The sequence below is a fragment of the Exiguobacterium sp. MH3 genome, assembly GCF_000496635.1.
GTDB lineage: Bacteria > Bacillota > Bacilli > Exiguobacteriales > Exiguobacteriaceae > Exiguobacterium_A > Exiguobacterium_A indicum.
In genome coordinates, this window is sequence record NC_022794.1 from 1,288,268 (window position 1) to 1,309,947 (window position 21,680).

29 protein-coding genes are annotated in these 21,680 nt (G+C 48.2%); 26 read left to right on the top strand and 3 right to left on the bottom strand.

Annotated elements, in window-relative coordinates; genetic code table 11:
- The first annotated feature begins 4 nt into the window (after positions 1 to 4).
- The 25 genes from U719_RS06540 to U719_RS16455 all read left to right on the top strand — a co-directional run bounded on the left by U719_RS06540 (position 5) and on the right by U719_RS16455 (position 18,238).
- Positions 5 to 349 carry a hypothetical protein gene (locus U719_RS06540; protein WP_023467959.1) on the top strand — a complete coding sequence of 115 codons (345 nt, stop codon included), beginning with the start codon at positions 5 to 7 and terminating at the stop codon, positions 347 to 349.
- 31 nt (positions 350 to 380) lie between these two features.
- Complete coding sequence (locus tag U719_RS06545; protein ID WP_023467960.1) at positions 381 to 1,388, top strand: major capsid protein; 1,008 nt, start codon at positions 381 to 383, stop codon at positions 1,386 to 1,388.
- 39 nt (positions 1,389 to 1,427) lie between these two features.
- Positions 1,428 to 1,619 carry a hypothetical protein gene (locus tag U719_RS06550; protein ID WP_023467961.1) on the top strand — a complete coding sequence of 64 codons (192 nt, stop codon included), beginning with the start codon at positions 1,428 to 1,430 and terminating at the stop codon, positions 1,617 to 1,619.
- Positions 1,567 to 1,917: a hypothetical protein gene (locus U719_RS06555; protein WP_023467962.1), complete on the top strand. Its 351-nt coding sequence runs from the start codon at positions 1,567 to 1,569 to the stop codon at positions 1,915 to 1,917. Before U719_RS06550 ends, U719_RS06555 begins: the two co-directional genes overlap by 53 nt.
- On the top strand, positions 1,914 to 2,273 hold the full coding sequence (locus U719_RS06560; protein ID WP_023467963.1) for a hypothetical protein: 360 nt from the start codon (positions 1,914 to 1,916) through the stop codon (positions 2,271 to 2,273). Before U719_RS06555 ends, U719_RS06560 begins: the two co-directional genes overlap by 4 nt.
- Positions 2,270 to 2,764 (top strand): HK97 gp10 family phage protein, encoded by a 495-nt coding sequence (locus U719_RS16440; RefSeq protein WP_023467964.1) that lies wholly within the window; start codon positions 2,270 to 2,272, stop codon positions 2,762 to 2,764. The genes U719_RS06560 and U719_RS16440 overlap by 4 nt, the downstream gene beginning before the upstream one ends.
- Positions 2,751 to 3,242 (top strand): hypothetical protein, encoded by a 492-nt coding sequence (locus U719_RS06570; RefSeq protein WP_023467965.1) that lies wholly within the window; start codon positions 2,751 to 2,753, stop codon positions 3,240 to 3,242. The genes U719_RS16440 and U719_RS06570 overlap by 14 nt, the downstream gene beginning before the upstream one ends.
- Positions 3,232 to 3,432 (top strand): hypothetical protein, encoded by a 201-nt coding sequence (locus U719_RS06575; protein ID WP_023467966.1) that lies wholly within the window; start codon positions 3,232 to 3,234, stop codon positions 3,430 to 3,432. The genes U719_RS06570 and U719_RS06575 overlap by 11 nt, the downstream gene beginning before the upstream one ends.
- A gap of 3 nt (positions 3,433 to 3,435) precedes the next feature.
- Entirely contained in the window at positions 3,436 to 4,872 is a 1,437-nt protein-coding gene (locus U719_RS06580; protein WP_023467967.1) for a hypothetical protein, read from the top strand.
- Positions 4,873 to 4,901: 29 nt separating this feature from the next.
- On the top strand, positions 4,902 to 5,339 hold the full coding sequence (locus U719_RS06585; protein WP_023467968.1) for a phage tail tube protein: 438 nt from the start codon (positions 4,902 to 4,904) through the stop codon (positions 5,337 to 5,339).
- Positions 5,340 to 5,402: 63 nt separating this feature from the next.
- A complete protein-coding gene (locus tag U719_RS06590; RefSeq protein ID WP_023467969.1) occupies positions 5,403 to 5,891 on the top strand; it encodes a hypothetical protein in 489 nt (162 codons plus the stop codon).
- A 176-nt stretch (positions 5,892 to 6,067) separates the two neighbouring features.
- The gene (locus U719_RS06595; protein ID WP_023467970.1) at positions 6,068 to 9,124 is read left to right on the top strand and encodes a phage tail tape measure protein; all 3,057 of its coding nucleotides are present in this window, start codon (positions 6,068 to 6,070) and stop codon (positions 9,122 to 9,124) included.
- Positions 9,121 to 9,771 (top strand): LysM peptidoglycan-binding domain-containing protein, encoded by a 651-nt coding sequence (locus U719_RS16445; RefSeq protein ID WP_023467971.1) that lies wholly within the window; start codon positions 9,121 to 9,123, stop codon positions 9,769 to 9,771. Before U719_RS06595 ends, U719_RS16445 begins: the two co-directional genes overlap by 4 nt.
- Entirely contained in the window at positions 9,764 to 11,626 is a 1,863-nt protein-coding gene (locus U719_RS16450) for a peptidoglycan DD-metalloendopeptidase family protein (RefSeq protein ID WP_023467972.1), read from the top strand. Before U719_RS16445 ends, U719_RS16450 begins: the two co-directional genes overlap by 8 nt.
- A gap of 11 nt (positions 11,627 to 11,637) precedes the next feature.
- The gene (locus U719_RS06610) at positions 11,638 to 12,057 is read left to right on the top strand and encodes a DUF2577 family protein (protein WP_023467973.1); all 420 of its coding nucleotides are present in this window, start codon (positions 11,638 to 11,640) and stop codon (positions 12,055 to 12,057) included.
- Positions 12,045 to 12,539, top strand: coding sequence for a DUF2634 domain-containing protein (locus tag U719_RS06615; protein WP_023467974.1), 495 nt, complete (start codon positions 12,045 to 12,047; stop codon positions 12,537 to 12,539). Before U719_RS06610 ends, U719_RS06615 begins: the two co-directional genes overlap by 13 nt.
- The gene (locus tag U719_RS06620) at positions 12,514 to 13,671 is read left to right on the top strand and encodes a baseplate J/gp47 family protein (protein WP_023467975.1); all 1,158 of its coding nucleotides are present in this window, start codon (positions 12,514 to 12,516) and stop codon (positions 13,669 to 13,671) included. The genes U719_RS06615 and U719_RS06620 overlap by 26 nt, the downstream gene beginning before the upstream one ends.
- Entirely contained in the window at positions 13,664 to 14,245 is a 582-nt protein-coding gene (locus U719_RS06625) for a putative phage tail protein (protein ID WP_023467976.1), read from the top strand. Before U719_RS06620 ends, U719_RS06625 begins: the two co-directional genes overlap by 8 nt.
- On the top strand, positions 14,242 to 14,523 hold the full coding sequence (locus tag U719_RS06630) for a hypothetical protein (RefSeq protein ID WP_023467977.1): 282 nt from the start codon (positions 14,242 to 14,244) through the stop codon (positions 14,521 to 14,523). The genes U719_RS06625 and U719_RS06630 overlap by 4 nt, the downstream gene beginning before the upstream one ends.
- The gene (locus tag U719_RS16930; RefSeq protein WP_023467978.1) at positions 14,520 to 15,101 is read left to right on the top strand and encodes a phage tail protein; all 582 of its coding nucleotides are present in this window, start codon (positions 14,520 to 14,522) and stop codon (positions 15,099 to 15,101) included. Before U719_RS06630 ends, U719_RS16930 begins: the two co-directional genes overlap by 4 nt.
- Positions 15,102 to 15,103: 2 nt before the next feature.
- Positions 15,104 to 16,249: a hypothetical protein gene (locus U719_RS06640; RefSeq protein ID WP_023467979.1), complete on the top strand. Its 1,146-nt coding sequence runs from the start codon at positions 15,104 to 15,106 to the stop codon at positions 16,247 to 16,249.
- Positions 16,250 to 16,261: 12 nt separating this feature from the next.
- The gene (locus U719_RS06645) at positions 16,262 to 16,570 is read left to right on the top strand and encodes a hypothetical protein (RefSeq protein ID WP_023467980.1); all 309 of its coding nucleotides are present in this window, start codon (positions 16,262 to 16,264) and stop codon (positions 16,568 to 16,570) included.
- Positions 16,570 to 16,707, top strand: coding sequence for a hypothetical protein (locus U719_RS16935; RefSeq protein WP_023467981.1), 138 nt, complete (start codon positions 16,570 to 16,572; stop codon positions 16,705 to 16,707). Before U719_RS06645 ends, U719_RS16935 begins: the two co-directional genes overlap by 1 nt.
- Positions 16,708 to 16,785: 78 nt before the next feature.
- Positions 16,786 to 17,304: a holin family protein gene (locus U719_RS06650; RefSeq protein WP_023467982.1), complete on the top strand. Its 519-nt coding sequence runs from the start codon at positions 16,786 to 16,788 to the stop codon at positions 17,302 to 17,304.
- Positions 17,305 to 17,317: 13 nt separating this feature from the next.
- Positions 17,318 to 18,238, top strand: coding sequence for a M15 family metallopeptidase (locus U719_RS16455; RefSeq protein ID WP_023467983.1), 921 nt, complete (start codon positions 17,318 to 17,320; stop codon positions 18,236 to 18,238).
- Between the two features lie 73 nt (positions 18,239 to 18,311).
- Here the strand turns inward: U719_RS16455 and U719_RS06660 are convergent, their stop codons facing one another.
- From U719_RS06660 to U719_RS06670, 3 genes are all read right to left on the bottom strand, one after another.
- Entirely contained in the window at positions 18,312 to 19,175 is an 864-nt protein-coding gene (locus tag U719_RS06660; RefSeq protein ID WP_023467984.1) for a hypothetical protein, read from the bottom strand.
- Positions 19,176 to 19,253: 78 nt separating this feature from the next.
- Positions 19,254 to 20,120 carry a hypothetical protein gene (locus tag U719_RS06665; RefSeq protein ID WP_023467985.1) on the bottom strand — a complete coding sequence of 289 codons (867 nt, stop codon included), beginning with the start codon at positions 20,118 to 20,120 and terminating at the stop codon, positions 19,254 to 19,256.
- Positions 20,121 to 20,317: 197 nt separating this feature from the next.
- On the bottom strand, positions 20,318 to 20,518 hold the full coding sequence (locus tag U719_RS06670; RefSeq protein WP_023467986.1) for a hypothetical protein: 201 nt from the start codon (positions 20,516 to 20,518) through the stop codon (positions 20,318 to 20,320).
- Between the two features lie 580 nt (positions 20,519 to 21,098).
- On the opposite strand from U719_RS06670, the gene U719_RS06675 reads away from it, so the two are divergent.
- Positions 21,099 to 21,527: an SRPBCC domain-containing protein gene (locus tag U719_RS06675; RefSeq protein ID WP_158408688.1), complete on the top strand. Its 429-nt coding sequence runs from the start codon at positions 21,099 to 21,101 to the stop codon at positions 21,525 to 21,527.
- Positions 21,528 to 21,680 lie beyond the last annotated feature (153 nt).

Sequence of the window (21,680 nt, forward strand, 5' to 3'; positions counted from 1 at the left end):
CCTCATGAAACTAACACCCGTAACGAAGAATTACGCAGCCGGAAAAGAGATTCTAGCGGACACGGTCGGCTCAAAGACGATCAACGTGACGCTTGACTCAACGAAGTTCCCGGCAGGACGCCTAGAAGCAGGAGTGGCGTTGCTCGTCGTCACAGCGACGAAGAAAGCGGAGCCGTGGGATGACGCGAAAGCCGCTACTGGTAAAGCGGCCGTTCTTGGTCGTGAACTCGTCCTTGATGGAACGGACGTCGTCGGGATCGGCTACATCGGCGGATACCTCAACGAATCGAAGTGTACCGGCATCACGACAGGCTTCAAGACAGCCGCTAAGATGATTTCATTCCAGTAATCCATTTGAAAAATAGAAAGGGTTGAACTACATGCCAACATTCCTCACATTAGACGAATTCAAACCACAAGCCTTACTCGGACTAGTTGAGAACCGTAAAGTACCATTCACACCGATTCTCCGCTCGTTCTTGCCGCTCGAGGAATCCTTCTCGACGAACTTCATGTACGACATCATCGACCAGACGCGCGTTACTGCAGCGTCGCTCAGCGAGTTCGGTGCACCTGCGCCGTTCCGCGACAAAAAACAAGTGGCACGTGCCCTTGGTGAGGTCGCGAAGATCCAGCACCGTATCCGCTTCAGTGAGAAAGATCAGCTGGAGTACATGAACGGACGCAATGACCGGGAGAAGCAAGCGCTCATCGACCGTGCCTTGACGAACGTCGCGGATCTCCGGATCGGCATCGAGCACACGGAAGAGTTACTCCGAGCGGCAGCCGTCTATGAAGGGAAGCTTGTCTACGATCATGACGGCGTCAAACTCGACATCGACTTCGGTATCCCGCTCGCGAACAAGTTGAATGTGACAGGTGCCGATAAATGGGATCAAGCCGATACAGCGAATCCGCTCGAGGACTTGATCGAAGCGTCGCTCGTCTTCAAGGACAAGAACGCAGGTCAGATGCCGCTTGAGATCCACATGCCTTTCGCACAACTCCGCGAAATCATGAAGGCGAAGAGCACGATCAGCGCCATCAAGGGTGTAGCGGGCGGAAACGTCTTACCACGTGACATCGATGAGTACCTGCAGGCGAACATGTTGCCAGCGATTAAGGTCAATGACCAAGTCATCACGTTACCTGACGGTGCGACGACGAAACGCTACCTACCAGAGCGCCGGATCGTGTTGCTCGGAACGGCGATGGATCCACAACTCGGGTACACGGCACTCGGTCCGACGGTCGAACGCCAAGGGCAGCCAGGTATCTTCGTCAATCCATGGGAGAAGCTCGAGACGAAAGACGAGATCGTCGAAGTCGGTGAAGCGGCATTCCCGGCGCTCCAACGTCCGAACGCAGTCTTCCACATGAACGTCTGATGCATCGCAACTACCATCCATCGAAAGGAAGTGAATGATATGAAAGTCAAGGCTCTCACGCATATCAAGTACAAAGGAGCACTCCATAAGCCGGGTTCTCGCTTCGAAGTCACGAAAGCAGTCGCTGAACACTTGCTATCGCTTGGAGTGATCGAGCAGCTAGACGGAGGTGTCGAAGATGATTCAAATGACGACGACGGAAGCGGTGGAAAAGCTCCCGACCCTAAGTAACCTACCTGAAACAGAATTAGCCGCTGCTCTGACACGCTCGATCATCGAGGTCGAGCAGCGTTTTTTAGTGAAACAGATTCCTGTTCCATTACCAGTTCCGGAAGCGATAAAGCTAGCGGTCTGCTATCTCGTCATGGACGAGGCGGTCCCGAAGGTGAAGAGTGTCGAACGCTCGGATTACAAGGAGACGCTCGAGTCGACGAACCAATACCTGAACAAGGCATTGCTCTTCCTCGAACCGTATCTCAATCCACCACCTGAACCGGAACCAGAGTCGTCCGGCGTGGTATTCCTATGAACCCGTTCAATCCCTATGAGTCTCTCTTGTTCCAACGAGCGGATGTCTTCCGGATGGTCCAGTCGTCCGCGAAGTACAATGCGACCTCGACGCGGACGAAAGTCCTGCATGATGTCGCGGTCGGCTTAGCGGAGCAAGAGAACCGGCTCGGTGTGTCCTATCAGCAGAATGAACTGAATCGACGCTTCCTCGTCCATACGAAAGTACCGCTGTTAGCGGGTGACGAACTGCGGATCTACTCGAAAGACCGATCACATGCATACGGGACGTTCACATGCGGACGTCCTTATGCTGTCCATGATCGTCTAGGCATCCATCATTACGAGATTCCGGTCGAGGCAGTGGATAGCGCATGAGTGACTTCAAGTTCGAGTTGCATGATAACGGCATGTTCGACCGCTTCAATGCACAACGTGAACAACTCGATGAGGAGCTGGAGCGGATCGGGAAACTGACCGCTTTCGCGTTCTTAAATCGCGTCACGGCTGTCGCACCGGTCATGGATGGACGCTTGAGAAACTCGTTAGCAGCGGCATCAAGCGGAACGGATGGCGAAGACTCCATCTTCAAGATGCAGAAAATAAGAGGGATCAAACTGGTGTTCGGCACGAACGTCGAATATGCGGACTGGGTCGAGAATGGTCACCGGCAATCCCGGCGATTCGTACCCGGTGAATGGAAGAATGACAAGTTCGAATATCGTCCGGACCATGACGGCGGTATGTGGTTGAGACCGATGACCGTCATGGGAAAGCATTTCTTCAAGAACGCATGGCATTCATTCGAGAGCGACGGTCAGGATTTCATCAATCGTGAATTGGAGGCATTTTTCAATGAGCTACTTTGATAGTGATCAGTTAGGTGTCCAAGACGTACGATCCGTGCTTAAGTTCGTGCAGGACACCACCAACGTCCGCGGCTATGACCGCCCAGTCGAGCAAGGGGCAGAACGTCCCTTCTTCGTCTTGGCGCCACCGCGAGGTACACCTGAGATTTTCAGTGCCGGTTGGTACCGATACAAACCCATGATTCTCGGTACGCTTTTCGTAGATGAACCCGAGCAGATGCAAGAGTTCGTCTCGCGGATTGCGACCATGCTCATGGTGAACTGTCAAGAAATCCCGTTGATCAGCGTCACGGCTGAGGGAGACTGGGTTGAGACAGAAGGAAAACTGGATGAGTGCGAGTTTGCGAACAATCTCATCTCGGACGATGCGCTGAACTTCCAAGTCATCGGCCAACGGTACGTATCGGAACGAGAAGTCGAACTCCCGTCTCTCGATACGGCAGTATTTAACAAGGAGTTGAACACATATGGCACGTAAGCAAGTCAACGAAGCGGTCACGATCGTTTCAGATGAACCAGTCTACCCGGCGGAAGAACTGATCGCGGCGCATGCCTCCCTCGGTTATCCGCGGCATATCGTCGTCGGTGCCTTATTCGGGCAGGCGGAGATGTCACAAACGGATGCAATCGAACGCATCGAAGCATTCAAACAGAAAGAGGTGCAATGATCCATGGCAAAAGCAATGATTCCAGGTCGCCACGAGCGACAAGCGGACGTCTATGTCCGGTTCAACATCGCCACAACGTCAGGCGTCGAATCGTCAGCACGTGGCACGCTCCTGATGCCTGTCCGGGCAGACTGGGGTCCGATCAACCAGATCGTGACCGTCCGCTCGACGGATGAAGCGAAGACCGCGTTCGGAAGCGGACAATCCGCGTTCCTTTTACAGGATGCGTTCCTCAACAGCGCCTTCATCCGGGAAGACGGGACGAGCGTCGTATCCTTGAAGGAAATCAAGGTCTATCGTCTAGCAGCAAGTGCCGCGAAAGAAGCCTCGCTCGATTTGACGTCGATCAAGGTCAAGGCGCGGTACAAAGGTGCACGCGGGAACCAGTTCGCGGTGACGATCCGTCCGGTCATCGGCGACAACAACAAGAAGGAACTGCTCTTGACTGAGAATGCCCTGCAGCTCGAGAAGCTGACATTCGCATCGAACGACGATCTTGTCGCGCTTGCGGCGAACTCGAAGTACATCCGCGTCGAGAAGGTGACGGATGCCCTTCCAGCGAACGTCGTCGCGCAATTGTTGACGGCAGGACACTCAGGGGGAGCGGTGACGGCACTCGATTACGGGGAGTTCCTCGAAGTCGCGAAGACGGAATATGCGAATGCCATCATCCATGACGGTGTATCGGATAGCGCGATCCAAGCGATGTTCCTTGATTTCGTCCGGACGCAACGACCGAACGGTCAATTCGTCAAGACGGCACTCGGTGGACTCGCGTCAGCGGACGTCAATTACTATGGTGCCATCTCGACGATGCAGAAAGCGTATAAGGAGGGTGTCGAGTACTCCCCAGCGCAACAAGCCGTCCTCGCGTTAGCAGCGGCCATCTCGATTCCGGTCAACCGCTCACTCGCGGGTCATCTGACGATCTTCGACGATCTCGAGAAATTATCAGACGTCGATGCGAACCAGAAGATTGAAGAGGGTTACTTGTTGCTGAAGGCGGAAGGCAAGAACGTCGTCTACAACGCACCGGTCAACTCGATGACGGACTTCTCTCGACTCGATCCGCTCATCGGCATCGACGCGGATGCGGATCCGGATGCTGCCTTGCGTGACTTGCAACAAATCCAGACGATCAACGTCTTCGACTTGATCACGGAAGAGCAGGAGTTCGTCTTCAAGAAATACTTCCGCTCCCAGTCGAATAGTCCATCGAAGCGGGACGCTGTCGCGGAGAAGATCAAACAACTGGTCCTCGAACCCCTCGCGAGTTCGAACATCGAAGTCATCGAGCCGGTCTATGATTGTGTCCCAGATAGCCGCTATCATGGCGAGGGCGCGACGGAACAGGCGTACAAGACCGAAGCCTACTTCAAGACGGCGTTCACTGTCTACGGGACGGCTACGCAAATTTACGCAAACAATACGGCGTCCTAAGTCGCTGAAACGAAACAGGAGGGAATCAGATGCCACAATCCTATGATGATAAGTTACCGGTACTTGATCCGCGGAAAGTTCTCCGCGGGAAGTACGGGCAGGTCTATGACGAAACCGGACGTGCGATGGTCGAGGTCACTGAAGCAGAAGCAAAGGTCAAGTTCAATAAGAAGAAGGTCGAACGCGGGAATGCGAAAGCAGACGGCAACCGGACGATGGGTTCGGAGATCAGCGGGAAGATCAAGATGCACTGGACAGAAAAGATTGCGGAATTCCGTCGTAGTATCTTGGATGACCCGGATGCTCCGCGGACGCTCATCTTCGAATTACGTGATCCGGATCTTCGTGGAGAAAAGATTGCATTGATGGGCGTCACGTTCGACGAGGTCGATTTGGTCAACTTCAAGGTCAAAGATACGGGTGACACGGATCTAGCCTTCACGGCAGACGATTATAAATTCCTATAAGACGGACACAAAGGAGGCTTCGGTCTCCTTATTCATTTCAATTTCAGAGGAGGATACATATTCATGGAAACAGCAGACCGTTACGCACATGAAGTAGACGAAGCATCGCAGAACGAGGTGGTACAGGAGAAGCAATACGTCTCCTTTTCCGACCTGATGGACATCGACGTCTCGAATCGACGCGCAGGAAGCGTCAAGATGATGTCAATTGACGGAAAATGGTTCGAGATTCCGATTACTGCCCTCGACGCGGATGAAGAAAGCAAAATCCGGAAAGAAGCCATTAAAAAGAAGCATGGTCCACGTGGTCAGATTACGGAAGAACTCGATGAACTGAAATACAACAGCTTAATCGTAGACAAGGCACTCGATTCACGTCGGACGGAAATCTCATTCCGGAGTCCAGACCTTGCATCGAAGCTCGGTCTACCGGTTCCGCTGCCAGAATTGATCATCCCAAAACTGTTCGGAACAGTCAGTCTCGCGGATGCTTCACGGGAAGTCATCGCTTTGTCCGGACTCGATGAGCCAGACGGTGCGATGGGAAAGTAAAGGCGAGCATCCTCGAAGGTGAAGATGCAGAACTCCGCTGGGCGCATGTCCTTTGGCAACGGAAGCAAGTCAGACCGGAAGATTTCTGGAACGCACCCTACAACGTGAAGCTATTCTTAATGGCATCCGAACAGATCGTCATCGACGCGGAAGTGGAAGAACGGGAGGAATGATGAATGGCAAGTAATCAGACGTTAACGGCATCCATCATCCTGCGTGACATGTTCACGGAGGTCTCTGGACGCGTCAGCCGCTCGATGCGTAACATGCAAGAGGATGCGAGACAGACACAAACGACATTCGAACGCTTGCAAGGAGCATCCGGATCACTGACTGCAGTCGGTGGCGCCGCCTCACTCATGGGATTAAGCGTCGCCGCTGGATTAGGTATGGCAGTGAAGACTGGAGTCGATTTTGACGCACAGATGAGTCGTGTTGGTGCCATTGCGGGTGCATCGAGTGGTGAACTTGATCGTCTGAGACAATCCGCGCTTGATCTTGGTGCCGCTACTTCGAAGAGTGCGACAGAGGTAGCAGCTGGACAAGAATCGTTAGCCGCGCTCGGGATGACGACGAAAGAGATTCTTTCTGCGATGCCAGGAGTCATCAGTGCATCTGAAGCGGCGGGAGCAGATATGGCACAAACTGCTGAAGTTGTCGCATCCACACTTAACATTTGGGGGATGAAAGGAGCAGAAGCGAGTCGCGTATCTGATATCTTAGCAGAGACAGCTAATCGAACGGCTGCGGATATTACAGATATGCAGTACGCTCTAAAATATGCGGGTGTAACGGCTTCGAATTTAGGTATTAGTTTAGAGGAAACAGCGGCGGCTGTAGGTTTACTGACAAATTCAGGTATGAAAGGTGAGCAAGCCGGTACATCATTGAGAGCAGGTTTAGGTGCTCTCCTTAGCCCATCAAAAGAAGCAAGTAAAACAATAAATGAATTGGGCATTAATGTTTTGGATGCTTCAGGAAAATTTGTTGGAATCTCTGGTATGGTTAGTAACTTTAGAAGCTCGCTCCAAGGAATGACGAATGCTCAAAAACAATCTATTCTTCAGCAGTTAGTAGGAATAGACTCTGCGAATGCATTCCTATCACTAATTAAAGTGGGTCCGAGCGAAATCGATAAGATGACGAAGTCGTTAGAGAATAGTGCCGGCGCCTCGAAAGAAGCGGCAGACAAGATGAAGGATAACTTGAAAGGTGCGTTAGAAGAGATGACAGGTGCAGCGGAATCCGCTCAAATCGCGCTCGGGGATGGGCTGAAAGGTCCGATTCGATCCGCGGCGACGGTCATCACGAGTCTCGTCAATGCATTCAATCAACTGCCACAACCGATGAAGACGATGATTGCAACGAGTGCTGCCATTCTAGCGGGAGTCTTAGTACTCGGTGGAGGGATTGCGATCCTTGTCGGGTTACTCCCGATGATGGTCGAAGGATTCGCGCTCATGGCACCGTTCATTGCGCCAGTCGCCTTAGCAATTGGAGCGGTCGTCGGTACCATCGCACTACTAGTGGCCGGGTTTAAAGCGGCATGGACCTATTCCGACAAGTTTCGCGGTGGGATTCAAGGTCTGAAAGCCATGTTGTCAGGAGACTTCGTGAAGGCGCGGAAGATTATGATCAGCGCGCACTTCAATCATGAACAGATTGACTCCTTCCGGGATAAGATTTTGTTCTTGAAGGATGCAGCGAAGACCGTCGGTGAAAAATTCAAACAAGTCGGCACCTTGATCAAAGGTGTCTTTGCGTCGTTAGTCGGAAATGATGGAGCGGCAAAAAGTATCTTGAGTAGGCTAGGTCTTTCTAATGGCTCCATTGCACAAGTGCTTTCTATCACGGGCAAGATTCGTTCAGTACTCTCGAGCGCATTCACTGCCATCGTCAATCTAGTAAAGTCGGTCTTTACGAAAATCCGCGCCTTCTGGCAGAGTGACGGAGCACAACTGATGCAAGCGGTCAAAAACGTTTTCCAAGGCATCTGGAGTGTCATCCAGTTCATCATGCCGGCGGTACTCTTCATCATCAAAGGCATCTGGAGCAATATCAAAGGCGTCTTCCAAGGTGCATTGAACGTTATCCTCGGGGTCGTGAAGATTTTCTCCGGTCTCTTTACGGGCGACTTCAAGAAGATGTGGGAAGGTGTCAAACAAGCGTTCTTCGGCGCAATCCAGTTCATCTGGAACTATGTTAACTTACTGCTCGTCGGACGGGTTCTCGGTGGCTTCCGCTTGTTAGCGGCGAGTGGAAGAGGTATCATCTCCGGATTTTGGGGAGCGATTAAAGCGTTCTTCTCAGGCGGCATCGCCAGTATCAAAAACACGGTTTCTGGCGGATTTAATTTCGTGAAGACGAATATCTCTGGTGCTCTTTCGGCAGTTCGTGGCTTCATTTCGAATATGTGGAAAGGATATGTCTCCATCATCAAAGGCGCAATCAACTTAATCCTTGGTGCGGCACGCACTGGATTTAATGCAATCGGCAGCATCATTCGAACCATCATGAACGCGGCAAGTTCGTTGATCAGCAAGACATGGAGTGCCATCACGAGTACTTTCCGTACAGTGACGCAGACGATTTCCGGGATTGTCAAAGAAGTTTTCGGAAGCTTCGGGAAGACTGTTTCTTCTGCAATGAAAACTGTTAAGACGGCTATCGACGATGGCTGGAACGCTGCAGTCAAGTTCTTCAAGGACATTGACTTGAGTTCAATCGGGAAGGACATCATTCGTGGTCTCGTAGACGGACTCGCTAGCGGGTTCACATGGGTCTCGGACAAAGTATCTGAGTTAACGGACTTGATTCCATCCTGGTTCAGCAAAGGGCTCAAAATCAACTCGCCCGCTAGAACGATCATACCGATTGGTGCCTCTACCGTAGAAGGGCATGAGGTAGGGATGCAACAACGTATTCCCCTCCTCAAGAAAATGTCCGAAACGGTCATCGCTCAAGGTATCATGACGCCATTTAAGGCACAGTCTCGCCAGGCATTACCATCCGCGACAGGCAAACGCATCACGAATCAAGTCAACCAGTCGCAAAATACGCAAGCACAGAACGTCTTCCACCTCAACATCGGATCGGATGAACTCGGTGCATTGGGTGACGATGCCGTGAAGCTCGAGCAGACCGGCATGCGCTTGATGGCGTTCATCGCAGACAAGATGGAAGAACTGGACCGGAACCTACCGACACATAACTTGGAGGCGATGTTGTATTGATTACGATCAAGCATAGTAAAGGAACGCTCACGTTCCCTGTCACGCCTCCGGGTCTTGGATTATCCGGGGGAGACAAGAAGACAGAATCGCACGACGGGATTCGCGGAAAGACGTATTCCTTCATCACGGCGACCGGACTCCGGACGTTCTCTTTAGCGAGTCACTTTCCGGGAACGAAGCGAACGTATCAGACGGGCGCCTTCGTGCTACCACGAACGCTGGATGCATCCTTGCGTCGCATTAAAGGCAAACAAGAGGTCGTGACCCTCGCCATCACGGATACGAAGCAGACGATGCGCTGTCGCATCCTTTCCTATCGTTCCTGGCAGGATAAACCGAAGCTCGGACGATCGGCCAAACAAGCTGATCTCGAGTTCGAAATCAGCTTCGAGGAATACGCGTACCCGAAAGTCAGCAAGCTGAAGAAAAAAGGAAAAGGCTCGTCGAAGCGTGGTAAATCCACGAAGAAGAAAACGACGAAGAAGAGTTCGAAACCGAAGAAGTACGTCGTCAAGCGGAATGATTCACTGACGGTCATCGCTCAACGGCTGAAAATCAATTGGAGAACGCTCTACACCCGTAATAAGAAGACGATCGGCAAGAACCCGAACCGGCTCTATCCAGGGATGGTGTTGTACTATGGCTGATCTCCGCGTCTATATCGATTCCAAGTATGACGTCAGCGAATCCGTCATCATCCCGATCAAGCTCGAGGACAGCGTCTCGCAAGCGGCGGTCAAACTGTCCCTCGACTTGATGCGCGTGTCCGGGTTACCGGAACTGGATGGGGCACATATCTCCGTCCGGCAAGGAAAGCGACTCTGGTTCTTCGGTCACATCTTCGTCATCAAGCGGAAGGATCGCGTGATCAACATCACCGCGTACGATCCGCTGCTCTATCTCGTCAAGAACAAGGACGACTTCTATTTCAAGAAAGGCACGACGACGCGGAAGGCAATCGACACGATCTGCAGACGAGCCGGCATCAAACCAAAACTGCTGCCTGCAGGGAAGTATACGCATCGCCAGACACTCGACTACCGAGCGGACAAATACGACAGCTATTACTCCGTCCTTGCCTCGCTTCTGACGGAAGACAAGAAGAAGACGAAGAAGTCGTACTGGGTCCGCTACGATAAAGGACTGAAGATCTACGAGCGAAGTCGACCGAAGAACGTGCCTGTCCTCAGTGAAGGTATCACGGACGCGCAAGTCGAGAGTTCGAACGAGGACCGGAAGAACTATGTCCGGGCACGGAACCGTGAACGACGAGCGGACGGTATCGCCAAGAGCACGAAGAGCATCAAGAAATACGGACGACTCTCGACTTACATCAAGAGCGATGCGACGAACGATGCCGATGCACGGCGGGAAGCGAAGAAAACCCTCGATCGACAGGATCGGCCGAAAGTGACACGTACGATCCGTCATGTTGCGACGTCAGGGACGCAGCGTTTCTTCTCCGGTGATTACGCCTACATAAAGTCGAAGGATGACTTGATTGCACACGGCTACTACTTCGATAACGTGAAATACGAGATCTACCCGAATCATACTGTCATGGACGCGGACGCCGTCGTGAGCACGTCATTGCCGTCAATCAGCTATGAAAAGCCGGACGTCCAGAAGAAACAGGACGGTCTCGGCAATACCACAGAATCCATCAAAGGCATCCGCTTGAAGTTCAGCAAGGGCTGGGTCGCGACAGCATACAATCCCGCTCTAGGTGGCATCAATGGTACTGGGACGACCGCATCCGGCAACAAGTTCAAGACGAAGCGGAGTATCGCCGTTGATCCGAAGTTGATACCGATGGGTTCCGTCGTCTATATCAAGTGTCGGGCGAAACCGGAATACAGCGGTATCTATCTCGCGGAAGACGTTGGGGGTGCCATCAAAGGCAAACGGATTGACATGGGACTCCCGGCAAAGGAATGCATTCCATTCGGACGGCGGGACGTCGAGATCAGCATTCTCGAAAAAGGACTAGGTCGAGCGGATGCCCGGCAAAAAGCAGGCGAGTGGGATAAGATCCGTTCGCATTACAAGGTCCGGATTCAAAACGGGAAGACGACACCTTCGAAATCAAACAAGGCATTCGTCCGTCCGATGAGTGGTGGCTGGATGGGACGCAAGCAATTCAAGACACCAGCCGGTCATTTCGGGATCGACATCCTGATTGACCGCGCGAAGACCGGAAAGGTGCGTTTGCATCCGGTCGCGGACGGCACCGTGACACGGTCAGGTTGGTCGACATCGTATGGCTGGGTCGTCTACATCGTCCATTCGATCAACGGTCAGACATGGGAGAGTGTCTATGCCCATATCCACGCGAAGCCGAAGGTGAAGGTCGGACAAAAGGTGACGGTGAACACGACAATCGGCTATGTCGGGAACACCGGTTGGTCGGATTGGCCGCATCTTCATTTCGAACTCCACCGCGGTCGGTGGACTTATAGCAAGAGCCATGCGGTCAATCCGCATACGTACATCAATTTCTAGGAGGAACGAGCATGAAAGATCCAGCTACCCGTTTCAGTCAGCTGTTCCTGACACCAACGACATCACAAGAACATATCCTGATCGGAACGGTCGTCCAAGTCGAACCGCTCGTCGTCAACATTTCAGGTGTCGGCGAACGGGACGCGGATGCCTTCGTCATGGATGCGCACTTCTTCGTCAAAGGAGAGCTCGTCATTCTGCAGGCAATTAGCGATACCGGAGCAAGCGGCGCCCAGTGGGTGTTACAACCGGTGCGACAAGGTGGCTATGTCGGCGCTCGCTCTTCAACGGATTTCATGATCGATGAGAAGCGGGTGGCACGTGCAGACGTCTTCGATACGATGGTGACGGCAGCGGGAGACAACGTCTTGTTGATGCCAATCCGGAACCGGACAGAAAAATGGATGGTGGTGACAAAATGGCGGACGTAGAAGAACAAGAGGGACTATTACCGGAAGTCGACGTGGATGATGTCTATGCCGAAGAAGAGACGGAACAAGCGGGGGGCAAGTTGACCCCGCTATTTGATTTCGAGACAGGTGAGTTCGTGAAAGGATCAAATGATGAAATTCTTGTCGACGACGGCATCGAAGGACTCAAGAACGTCATCTCGAAGATGATCCTGACATCGCGGGATGCCTATCCGATCTATTCGGAGGATTACGGGTGCGAGGCGAAGGATGACATGCGTCTCGACGTCTCAGACGACGTCAAGCGCCTGTTCATCGCGGATAGCTTGATGGATACGATCGTTTATGACGATCGCATCGTCTCGGTCGACGAGGTCGATGTCATCAAAGTAGAACGGCGTTTCGAGGCGACGATCGATTTGAATACGATCGTCGGCGAAACGACGACGACAGAACAACTGAAGGAGGAAGGACCAGATGGCGAATCTATTGGATCTACCTGATCTCCCGGCACCACTGCAAGAGGACGAGGACGTCATCCTCGACCGGATGCTCAGCATGACCGACCCGAAGTGGGACCGGCGGGAAGGTTCATATATCTATGACGCCCAAGCGCCGGTAGCGAACCAACTCGCGATGCAGCGTCTCTACATGCAGAACATCATGCGGGCGTCCTTCGCGAGTACGGCAGAAGATGAGGACTTGGATCGTGTCGTCCTGAATCGGGTACCGACACTTTCTCGTATCGAGGCACAACCCGCTCGAGCAATCGTCGATATCGAAGGAGCACCGGGAAGCGTCATTCCAGCGGATACGACGTTCTCGACCGTCGTCCTTCGAGAGGACGAGGAGGCGATCGAGTTTGAAATCCTCGATCAGACTGAACGTATCATTCCGGAAAATGGTCGACTCTCGATCGAAGTCGTGGCGATCGAAGCGGGCGAAATCGGTCGGGTACCAGCTGGTGCGATTCAGCTCGCGTCAGACATCGGCATCAACACGGTGACGAATCCCGTCTCCGCTACGCTCGGTGCTGAGGAAGAGGACAACGACAGTTACCGTTCCCGTTACTTCGCATATGTCTCGGAAGAACGCGGCGGAGGGAATGACGGTGATTACGTGACGTGGGCACTTGGCGTCGACGGCGTCGGGAAGGTCAAGGTCATCCCGCTCTGGGCAGGACGCGGTACCGTGAAAGTCTTGATCACGACGATCACCTATGAGAAACCGACCGCTGACATCATTGCTGCCGTCAAAGAAAAGATTGACCCGGTAGCAGGAGAAGGACGCGGAAAAGGTGATGCGCCGATCGGTGCGACGGTCACGGTCGTCGGTTCAGAGGAATTACCGCTACAGGTGACAGCGACGTTGCAATTACAAGGCGTCTCGCTCGAATCCGTCCAGTCGCAGTTCGTAGAGAAGATGGCCGTGTACTTAGAAGAGTTGAACCAACGAGCATGGGAAACGAATGACGTGGTCGACTTCCGTGTCAACTATGCGAAGGTCGGTGCACTGTTGATCGATATCGATGGTGTGGTTGATTACACCGGATTGACGTTGAACGGTTCAGCGACGAACGTCGTCGTTCCGGGTGACCGCGTCGTGACACAAGGCGTGGTGAATCTCCATGAATGAAGAGGAATTGAAGGAACGCTTGTTTGAGCACGTCTATCCGGTCTATCGTCAATCGGCTGTCTGGCAATCCATCTATGGAGCGCAAGCGAAGGAATTGATGATCATCGAGACATTGCAAGAAGAGCTCGAAGCACAACTGGACCTCGAACGAGCAACCTGGGCGTTGTCTTTATGGGAGCGCGATTACCGAGTCAAGTCGTCAGACGGAACGGAAGAAGAGCGGCGGAAGCGTATCAAATCCAAGATAGGGCAGGGCGCGACACCGAATGAACGATTGATCGAAACAATTGTCGACAGCTATCTCGAAGCATTCATCTCGAGAGTCGAGCACATTCCGAACGAATACGCCTTCTGGATCAGCTTCCCGGTCGAAGCGATGAAGAACTTCGCCGACATGCGAGCCGCTATCCAGAAAGTAAAACCGTCACATCTCGAGATGGTCTTACGACTTTCCTCGGCGGAAAGTCTACGCATCGTGGACCTAGTCCGGATCACGGCGCGGACGTATCGGAAAGTAAACGAGTGGCGTGTCGGTCAGGCGGTACTCAAATCAGAGAACGAGGTGATTGTATGACCGTACAGACGACCTATCTATCACGAATCGCGGCAGACTTAGCAGAACGCATTCAGACAATCAAAATCAATGACGCCATCATCGTACAGAAGGATAGTATCGTAGCGGAAGGACCGTTTGTCACGGTCAAAGCACATAGCTTGAGCGGTATTTCACGGGTGACGTCCATCAAAGCGTATGACGAGAATCAGAATTTGATCAATGCGAAGTCGATTGATGTCATGATTGGCGCGGATCAGTTGATTGATTTCGTGTTCACTTGGGAGGTGAAGGCTTGAGTTACACAGCCAAAACAGATTGGAAAGGAAATGACCCTGTTACAGAAGGGGATATCAATCGGTGGGAAACTGGAATAGAGGTTGCTCATGAAGAACTGGAAAACAAAATAGACGATTCAGAATTAGGAGTTCCCGGTGGAGTTGCTACGTTAGGAACAGATGGAAAGGTAGATCCATCTCAACTAGAGGATGCAACTGTTGCGAAAAAAGGAAGAGTGCAACTCTCAAATGCGACAGATAGTACAAGTGAAGCTTTAGCAGCGACGCCAAAAGCGGTTAAAACTGTAGCGGATCAAGTTACGAAGAATACTTCACAGATAGGAACGTTGACTGATTTGACGGATGATTTGAAAGTCATCAAATCAAATAAAGACTCTAATGGAATTTTCACGACAGTTACGTACCGACGAAAAACGGATAATACATTGTTCGCGACATCCGTCCTCTCAGGCGGTACCAGTCCAAGTTATACGACGAGAACTATCACGTATTATGAGCCGAACGGCACGACAGTCCGCAAGACCGTCACCAACACGCTCTCGTATGATGCAGATGGTGCGCTCGTATCGGAGGTGTAAGCATGTTAGATATTCGAGATCATGGTGGGGATTATAGCGGAGGTTCGAAAGAACGGTGGATATATGACATGCCGAATCTAGGAACTATTCAATCAGATAACGTATTACTTAGTCCAGATTCCACTTTAGCAGCCGGTGTTCCTAGATTAGCTTACGCATTCCCGAGTTCCACACCACTGGCTTTTCTAGGGAATTATTATGGGGTGTTTGCTGATCAATCAAGCCCAACCAACTACTTCGTCGGGCGTTACACAAAGGCATTGCAACGAGTTCAAGAGATATATAGATATACTGCTACCATTCTTTTTGAGAAGGGTTTAAAAATTTTTAAGACACGAAATCGGATGGTGCTCGCAGGTATAAACGGGTCTAGTGCCAGTCTTCATATGTTTTCTATTGGAGCGGATGGAACCATCACGTCGATAGGAGCGGCATCGACATTTTCAGCCAATTCTAGTGGTGAATATGGATTGGCGTTTGATGAGGCACGAGATCGTATCTATCTTTACAAAGCTAGCACCAAACTACTATACGTGTATCCAATTAGCACTTTTCAGAACAACCAATCTCCATTGGCTGTGTTTACATTGACCAATTTCACCAACACGTCTTTTGGGATGTTCGATGTATTGGATGATGGGAAAATCCTACTCACGACAGGGACTCAGGCTTTTACGTACACTGTCTCACCTTCCTTGACGATGCATGGTTATGTGACAGTACCAACATTTCAAACTATGCTGCATTCAGACCTTACACACTATTATGTGGCAGATCAAGGCGTGAACATCCACAAGCTCGATAAAAACTTGAACCTGATTGGTTCTATTCCTTTATTCGGCGCTTATAGTTTCTTGACTATCCATGAATTAAAGGGAAAAGGATTCTTAATGATCAGGTATTATGACGCGTATATGCTTTATATGGTGAACACTAGAACGTTCACGTTAAGCACGATGATTTTTCCGAATGTACACACGGGAGCACTTTCATCGAACTTGCTTACCGCATACAGACACGATACTAATAAATCTTTCATCTTGGACGAAGACCGCAACAAATTGGTTTACGTAGGGAACTATCGAAGTATTCATAGCTCGCAGACGGTAATGTATTACAAAGTGTCCGAGTACAGTTTGAAATTTTAAGGAGGAACGAAGATGATTTATCTTAAACTGAACCAAAACGATGTTGAATCCATTCACTATATGCCATTCGATAAAGAATATGGTCTAGGTAAGACGAAAGAGGAACTGGAATCGGAAGGCGTTCTCATGAGTTCGATTCCAGAGCCAGAGAACCGGCAAGGCAAGTCAGCGATTCTCAAGTATTCTCAGGCTAGCGGACTGTATTACGAATATGCAGACCGTCCGTTAACAGCAGAGGAAGAACTTGACCAGTTAAAAAAGCAGCTGACGCTTATGCAATCTGCAATTGATGACATGTTGATGATGGGAGGAGGACTATAATGGGAGCGTATTTAGGACAGCGGATTATTGACAATGCATATACTTATGACTATGTCATTTCAAAACGACCAGACTTAAAAGTAAGCATTGATGCATATTTGATTCAGGAAAACCGTGGTGATTTAATTACAGGTTAAGTGCCAATTAATTTAATACTTAGTAGTTGATAGCGCCCAAACAAGGCGTTTTTTTTATCTGATAAAGGAGTTGATGGTATGAGAACGCATCATTTAATCGAAGGTGCATTTGCAGTACTAGGTACTGTAGTAACAGCATTATTTGGAGGATGGGACGCTGCATTGAAGATTCTAGTGTTTTTAATGATCGTGGACTATTTAACTGGATTCTTAGCAGCGTATAAACATAAGCGCGTGAATAGCGACGTCATGTTCTGGGGCGGTATCCGAAAGGGTATCGTCTTTATCGTTATTATTATCGCGGTTTTACTTGATGAGTTGATCAATGGCGGTTTACCAATCGTTCGGACGCTAGCACTTTATTATTACATCGCACGTGAAGGTTTATCCGTAACGGAGAACCTAGCGTTATTGAACGTACCAATGCCACAACAAATGGTTGATGCCTTAACGCAATTGCAAGGTGAAAAGGAACCAGGTGCCGTCGACTCGATCATCGAAACGGCAGCTACGCAAGAAGAACAAATAAAGCCGATTTCAAGCGAACTGAGTATCGCTGAGGTCAAGGATGATAAAGAACAAGACAAGGCATTATAAGGAGGACGTATACATGACATTGTCACTTCAATTTGTACAGGAAAAAGCAAACCGCAAACTCGACGACCCGGGACTCAACCCGGTCGTCCGCGAAATGGGGAAACAACTCGTCAAACTCGCATATGCCCAGGGCGTTCCCGTCTGTATCACGCAAGCGTACCGTTCGAAAGCAGAACAGGACGCCTTGTATGCACAAGGACGTACGAAAGCTGGGAAGGTTGTTACGAATGCACCAGGTGGTTACTCGAACCACAACTACGGACTTGCAATCGACTTCGCGCTCTATACGCCGAGCGGACTAGAAGTCACGTGGTCGGAATCTGCGGACTATGACCGGGACGGGGAAGCTGATTGGAAAGAAATCGTCCGGATTGCAAAGAAACTCGGATTCGAGTGGGGTGGGGATTGGCGGGGATTCCGCGATGCGCCGCACCTCGAGTACACATTTGGGCTGACTATCGCACAATTACGGGCAGGTAAAAAGCCAGCGAATACCAAAAATGGTACCGAAAAACCAGTAACAAGTGTTCCTGTTACTGGAAAGGCGTCCACGCATAAAATCGTCACCGGTGACACGTTGATCGGCATCGCGAAGAAATACGATGTCTCGGTCGATGAACTGCAAAAATGGAATAAGCTAAACGGTACGACGATCATCAAAGGAAATGAACTGATCGTCAAAAAACGGGCAGCTAAACCGGCAACTAAATCCGATACGAAAGAAGCGATCGTCGATTACCCAGGTGCTGCACTCTATCAAGGTGCGAAAGGGATGGAGACGAAAGACATCACACGGATTCAGAACGCGGTCAAGGTACCGGTCACTGGTCAATTCGATGCCGCTACGACGAAAGCCGTCCGTAACTATCAAAAGCGAAAAGGATTAGAAGTTGATGGAGTAGTTGGGCTCACAACATGGAACACCCTATTCTAATTTATGTAGTCGAAGAGCCCTCACTATTAAGGTGAGGGCTCATGAAGTAAATGAAATCTCGTTTAGAAAGAATTTATTGTTCATTTTTTTTAAAAGTTACTCCATATAAAGAAAGCAATGAATTGAAGAGATATACTAATTTCACATAGTCAAAACTTTCTAGCCGACTATAATCATGGCTACCATGGACTATAGAATTACGAGAAACTCTATTTTTTTTAGAACCATCATAAAATTTTATTACTCCATCCATAGCTTTCATCTCGAAGTAATGTTTGATTGTCAAACTTTTATTACCACTATCAGGGTGATCTTTTAATAGAGCTTCTAAATCTTTCTTATTCATTTGACTTCTTGAAGGATTCTTTAAATCAAACTCTCCATTGTGTTTATCATTGATCATCCAGTTTCCTACAAAGAATTCTAACGCTGGAATCATACCCAGAATTGCTAATTCATAGTCACCATTTTCATAGGCTGTATATGATTGATTTATTAATTTTTTATGTCTTGCCAAAAATTCTTTTTCTGAAAGATACTTAATTGTATCTTTAATATGATCATTCATCCATTTTATAGCCACCTCTCGATCTAGAAGTATGTGGATTTTATCAAATGAAATTGATTCAAAGTAATAAAAATTTAGATAGATTCGCTCTTCATTCAATTTATCAGAAAACTCAAGAATGTCTTTTTCAATCTGAGACATCCCTTCAAAAATTTCCGTCCAATTAATAGACGCGAAGAAACTTTCTACATCACTATATTTTTGTACAAAAGACTCGCTAAGACTTTGATATTCTCTTAGTTTTTGATCTGAGAATACTTTTTTTAACTGCTCTGTTGTTTTAACCATTGCTTCTCTTAGTGGTTCAGAATATTTATTGTAGTCATCTAACATTTTTCTTATCTGTTTTAAATCTTCATCAATGCTCATAATTAGCCTCCTTGAGTAGTTACGTCAACTTTAGATCATGCATTTATAGAGTTACGGACTATAGAAAACCTTTTAATATTAAAGGTTTGATTTATTTTTTAATTTTTTTTGTTCGATATATGTAAAATCAATCCACGCTTCAAACCTCGGATGATATGAGGCGCTCTCAAATTGCTTAGTGCTCAGTTCCATTAAATACTCATCTTGATGCCTTTTGTAGTATTGATCGTTGTATTTTATTACTAACTTAATTCTAGGTTTCTTCATTTTTAAAGGTTTTTCAGACAATGAATTAGCATAAAATTCTTTTAAATAAATATTACAAAGTACGACAAAGTAGCTTGGTACAAATATTTCTTCAATTTTATTACTCTCGATTAATGAAATATGTCTGAAGTGTGGAGCGATAACAAATGCTTCAGTGTTAGAATTAGTAAATTCTTTTTCATGATCGTAATCTGTGACAACGAAACTAAACATTTTAGGATTATAATCTTTTAGATTAGGAGAGACTAGTTTTAATTGAGAGAATGCCGAATGGAATTCATCTATTGATTTAATTCCGTCAACTAATTCAAGAGAATACGTAACATCAATCGCAAAAGATTTACCTGCATTAAGCATAGGAATTTTTACATTGCTAAAACGGGTAGGTAACTCTACAAATCTTAAATCTACTAATTCACCATCTTTTTTTTCCACTAGTCCATCCGCTGATTTTGGTTGTTTCCAGTCGCTTAATACCGAGATAGGATGTGGGATTACCAATTTGTTTAATGGAACTAATCGTGGCTTTTCAATACGTTCTTGTTCTTTCTTTTGTTCTTTTAGTTGTCTAGAACTTAAAGTGGCAGAGCGCCATGCAGCACCAGCTGCTATAGCGGAAAATACTATACCACCTGAGGATATCAATAAAGTAATTATATCCATCGTTTCTTTTTTCATTTCTTCACCTCATTAAAATTAATCCATGCTTAACATTAATTCAATATCCATTAAAATACAATTTTTATTCAAATGGGTATATAAGGTAAAAGGGTGTTATACTTAAATCTCCCACAAGGGATTCCAGGGGAAGGTCGGGCGAAGTCGCGAGGGTGTGGTGACTGGAATTCGCGAAAGGGGACCTCCCCTTTCCCATTTTAATCGAATACAAAAGTAACTTGTTCATTCGTGGTTGCTTCCTTTTTATTCGGAAGGACTACGTTTATTTTTTTCATGCATGCTGTTTTGAGCAATAGATCGACCTGGCTCCCTACAGTCAACGTTTCGATGACTCGATTGATTTCAGAGACTTCTCCCGTGATTGCTAATTGATTCTCTCCGAGTAGTAATATCTTCATCTGTAGATGACCTCCCGTTCCCATGACGAGCCGATACACACTATAAGATTATTGAGTATTTACCTCGTATTCATAGGAGAGAAACGCTTTATATTGCACAGTAAGGGATAAGAAAGCTCATTGCACACCCGATTGCACAGTTTCTTACAGACACTAGCCGAAGTGATAATTCATAAAGTCCTTCTCTGGTGACATATGAAAACATCTATCGACATAGTAAAAAAGTTTAATAGTTCTACCAATACTATGGTTTGCGTCGAAAACGTCCGCAGGCTTAAGCCATTTCTAGCACCTATAAAAATCTCATTGCACAGTTGATGTGAAAATCGGGATTTTTCTCACGAACCGCTCTGTTGAGCGGTTTTTTATTTTGAATTTCTACTTTCTTTTATGACTAAGGTACAAAGTTCCTGAATAAACATTTCATCTGACCTGTTTTCTTAGTTCTTTAAAACTATTTCGATAAATAAGTAGGGAAATTAGACTAGTCTATCGAAAGTTATCCTTAGAAAAAATCTAAGAGGATTAACTTCTTTAATGAAGACTTTGAAGTGGAGGGAACATGTTGGATAATTTTTTAATGATATCGTCAACGATTTCAGCTCCAATCGAGACCGTATGGCGTCTGTGGACAGAACCGCAGCACATGATGCAATGGTATCGATCGTCGAATGGCTGGTACACGACACATGTCGAGAACGAATTAATGGAACAGGGACATTTTAAAAGTCGAATGCAACGCGAAGGAAGTCCGACATATGTCGAATATTTGGGTACGTATCAGGAGGTCTCACCCTTAGAGCATTTGCGCTATCAATTAGAAGATGGACGACTTGTCGAAGTCATGTTCATTCCGTTGCGCCATCGAACGAAAGTGATTGAAATTTTTGAAGACGATCAAGTGAATGATCCGGATGCACAACGTGCTTCATGGCAAAGTATTCTGGATCGTTTTACGACTTATGTCGAAGCAGGTAACTATACTCTTGTTGATCAGTTAAATCCATAACACTCTAAAAAAAGAGAAATGTATCGTTTTGCATATTAAATCCCTTCTTACATGGACTTTAGTCTAAGAAGGGATTTTTTGTGAGTAAGGTATAGAAAGTAATGCTATTTAGTTTATAAAAAGATAAAAAATAAAAATATAAAATTTTTAATA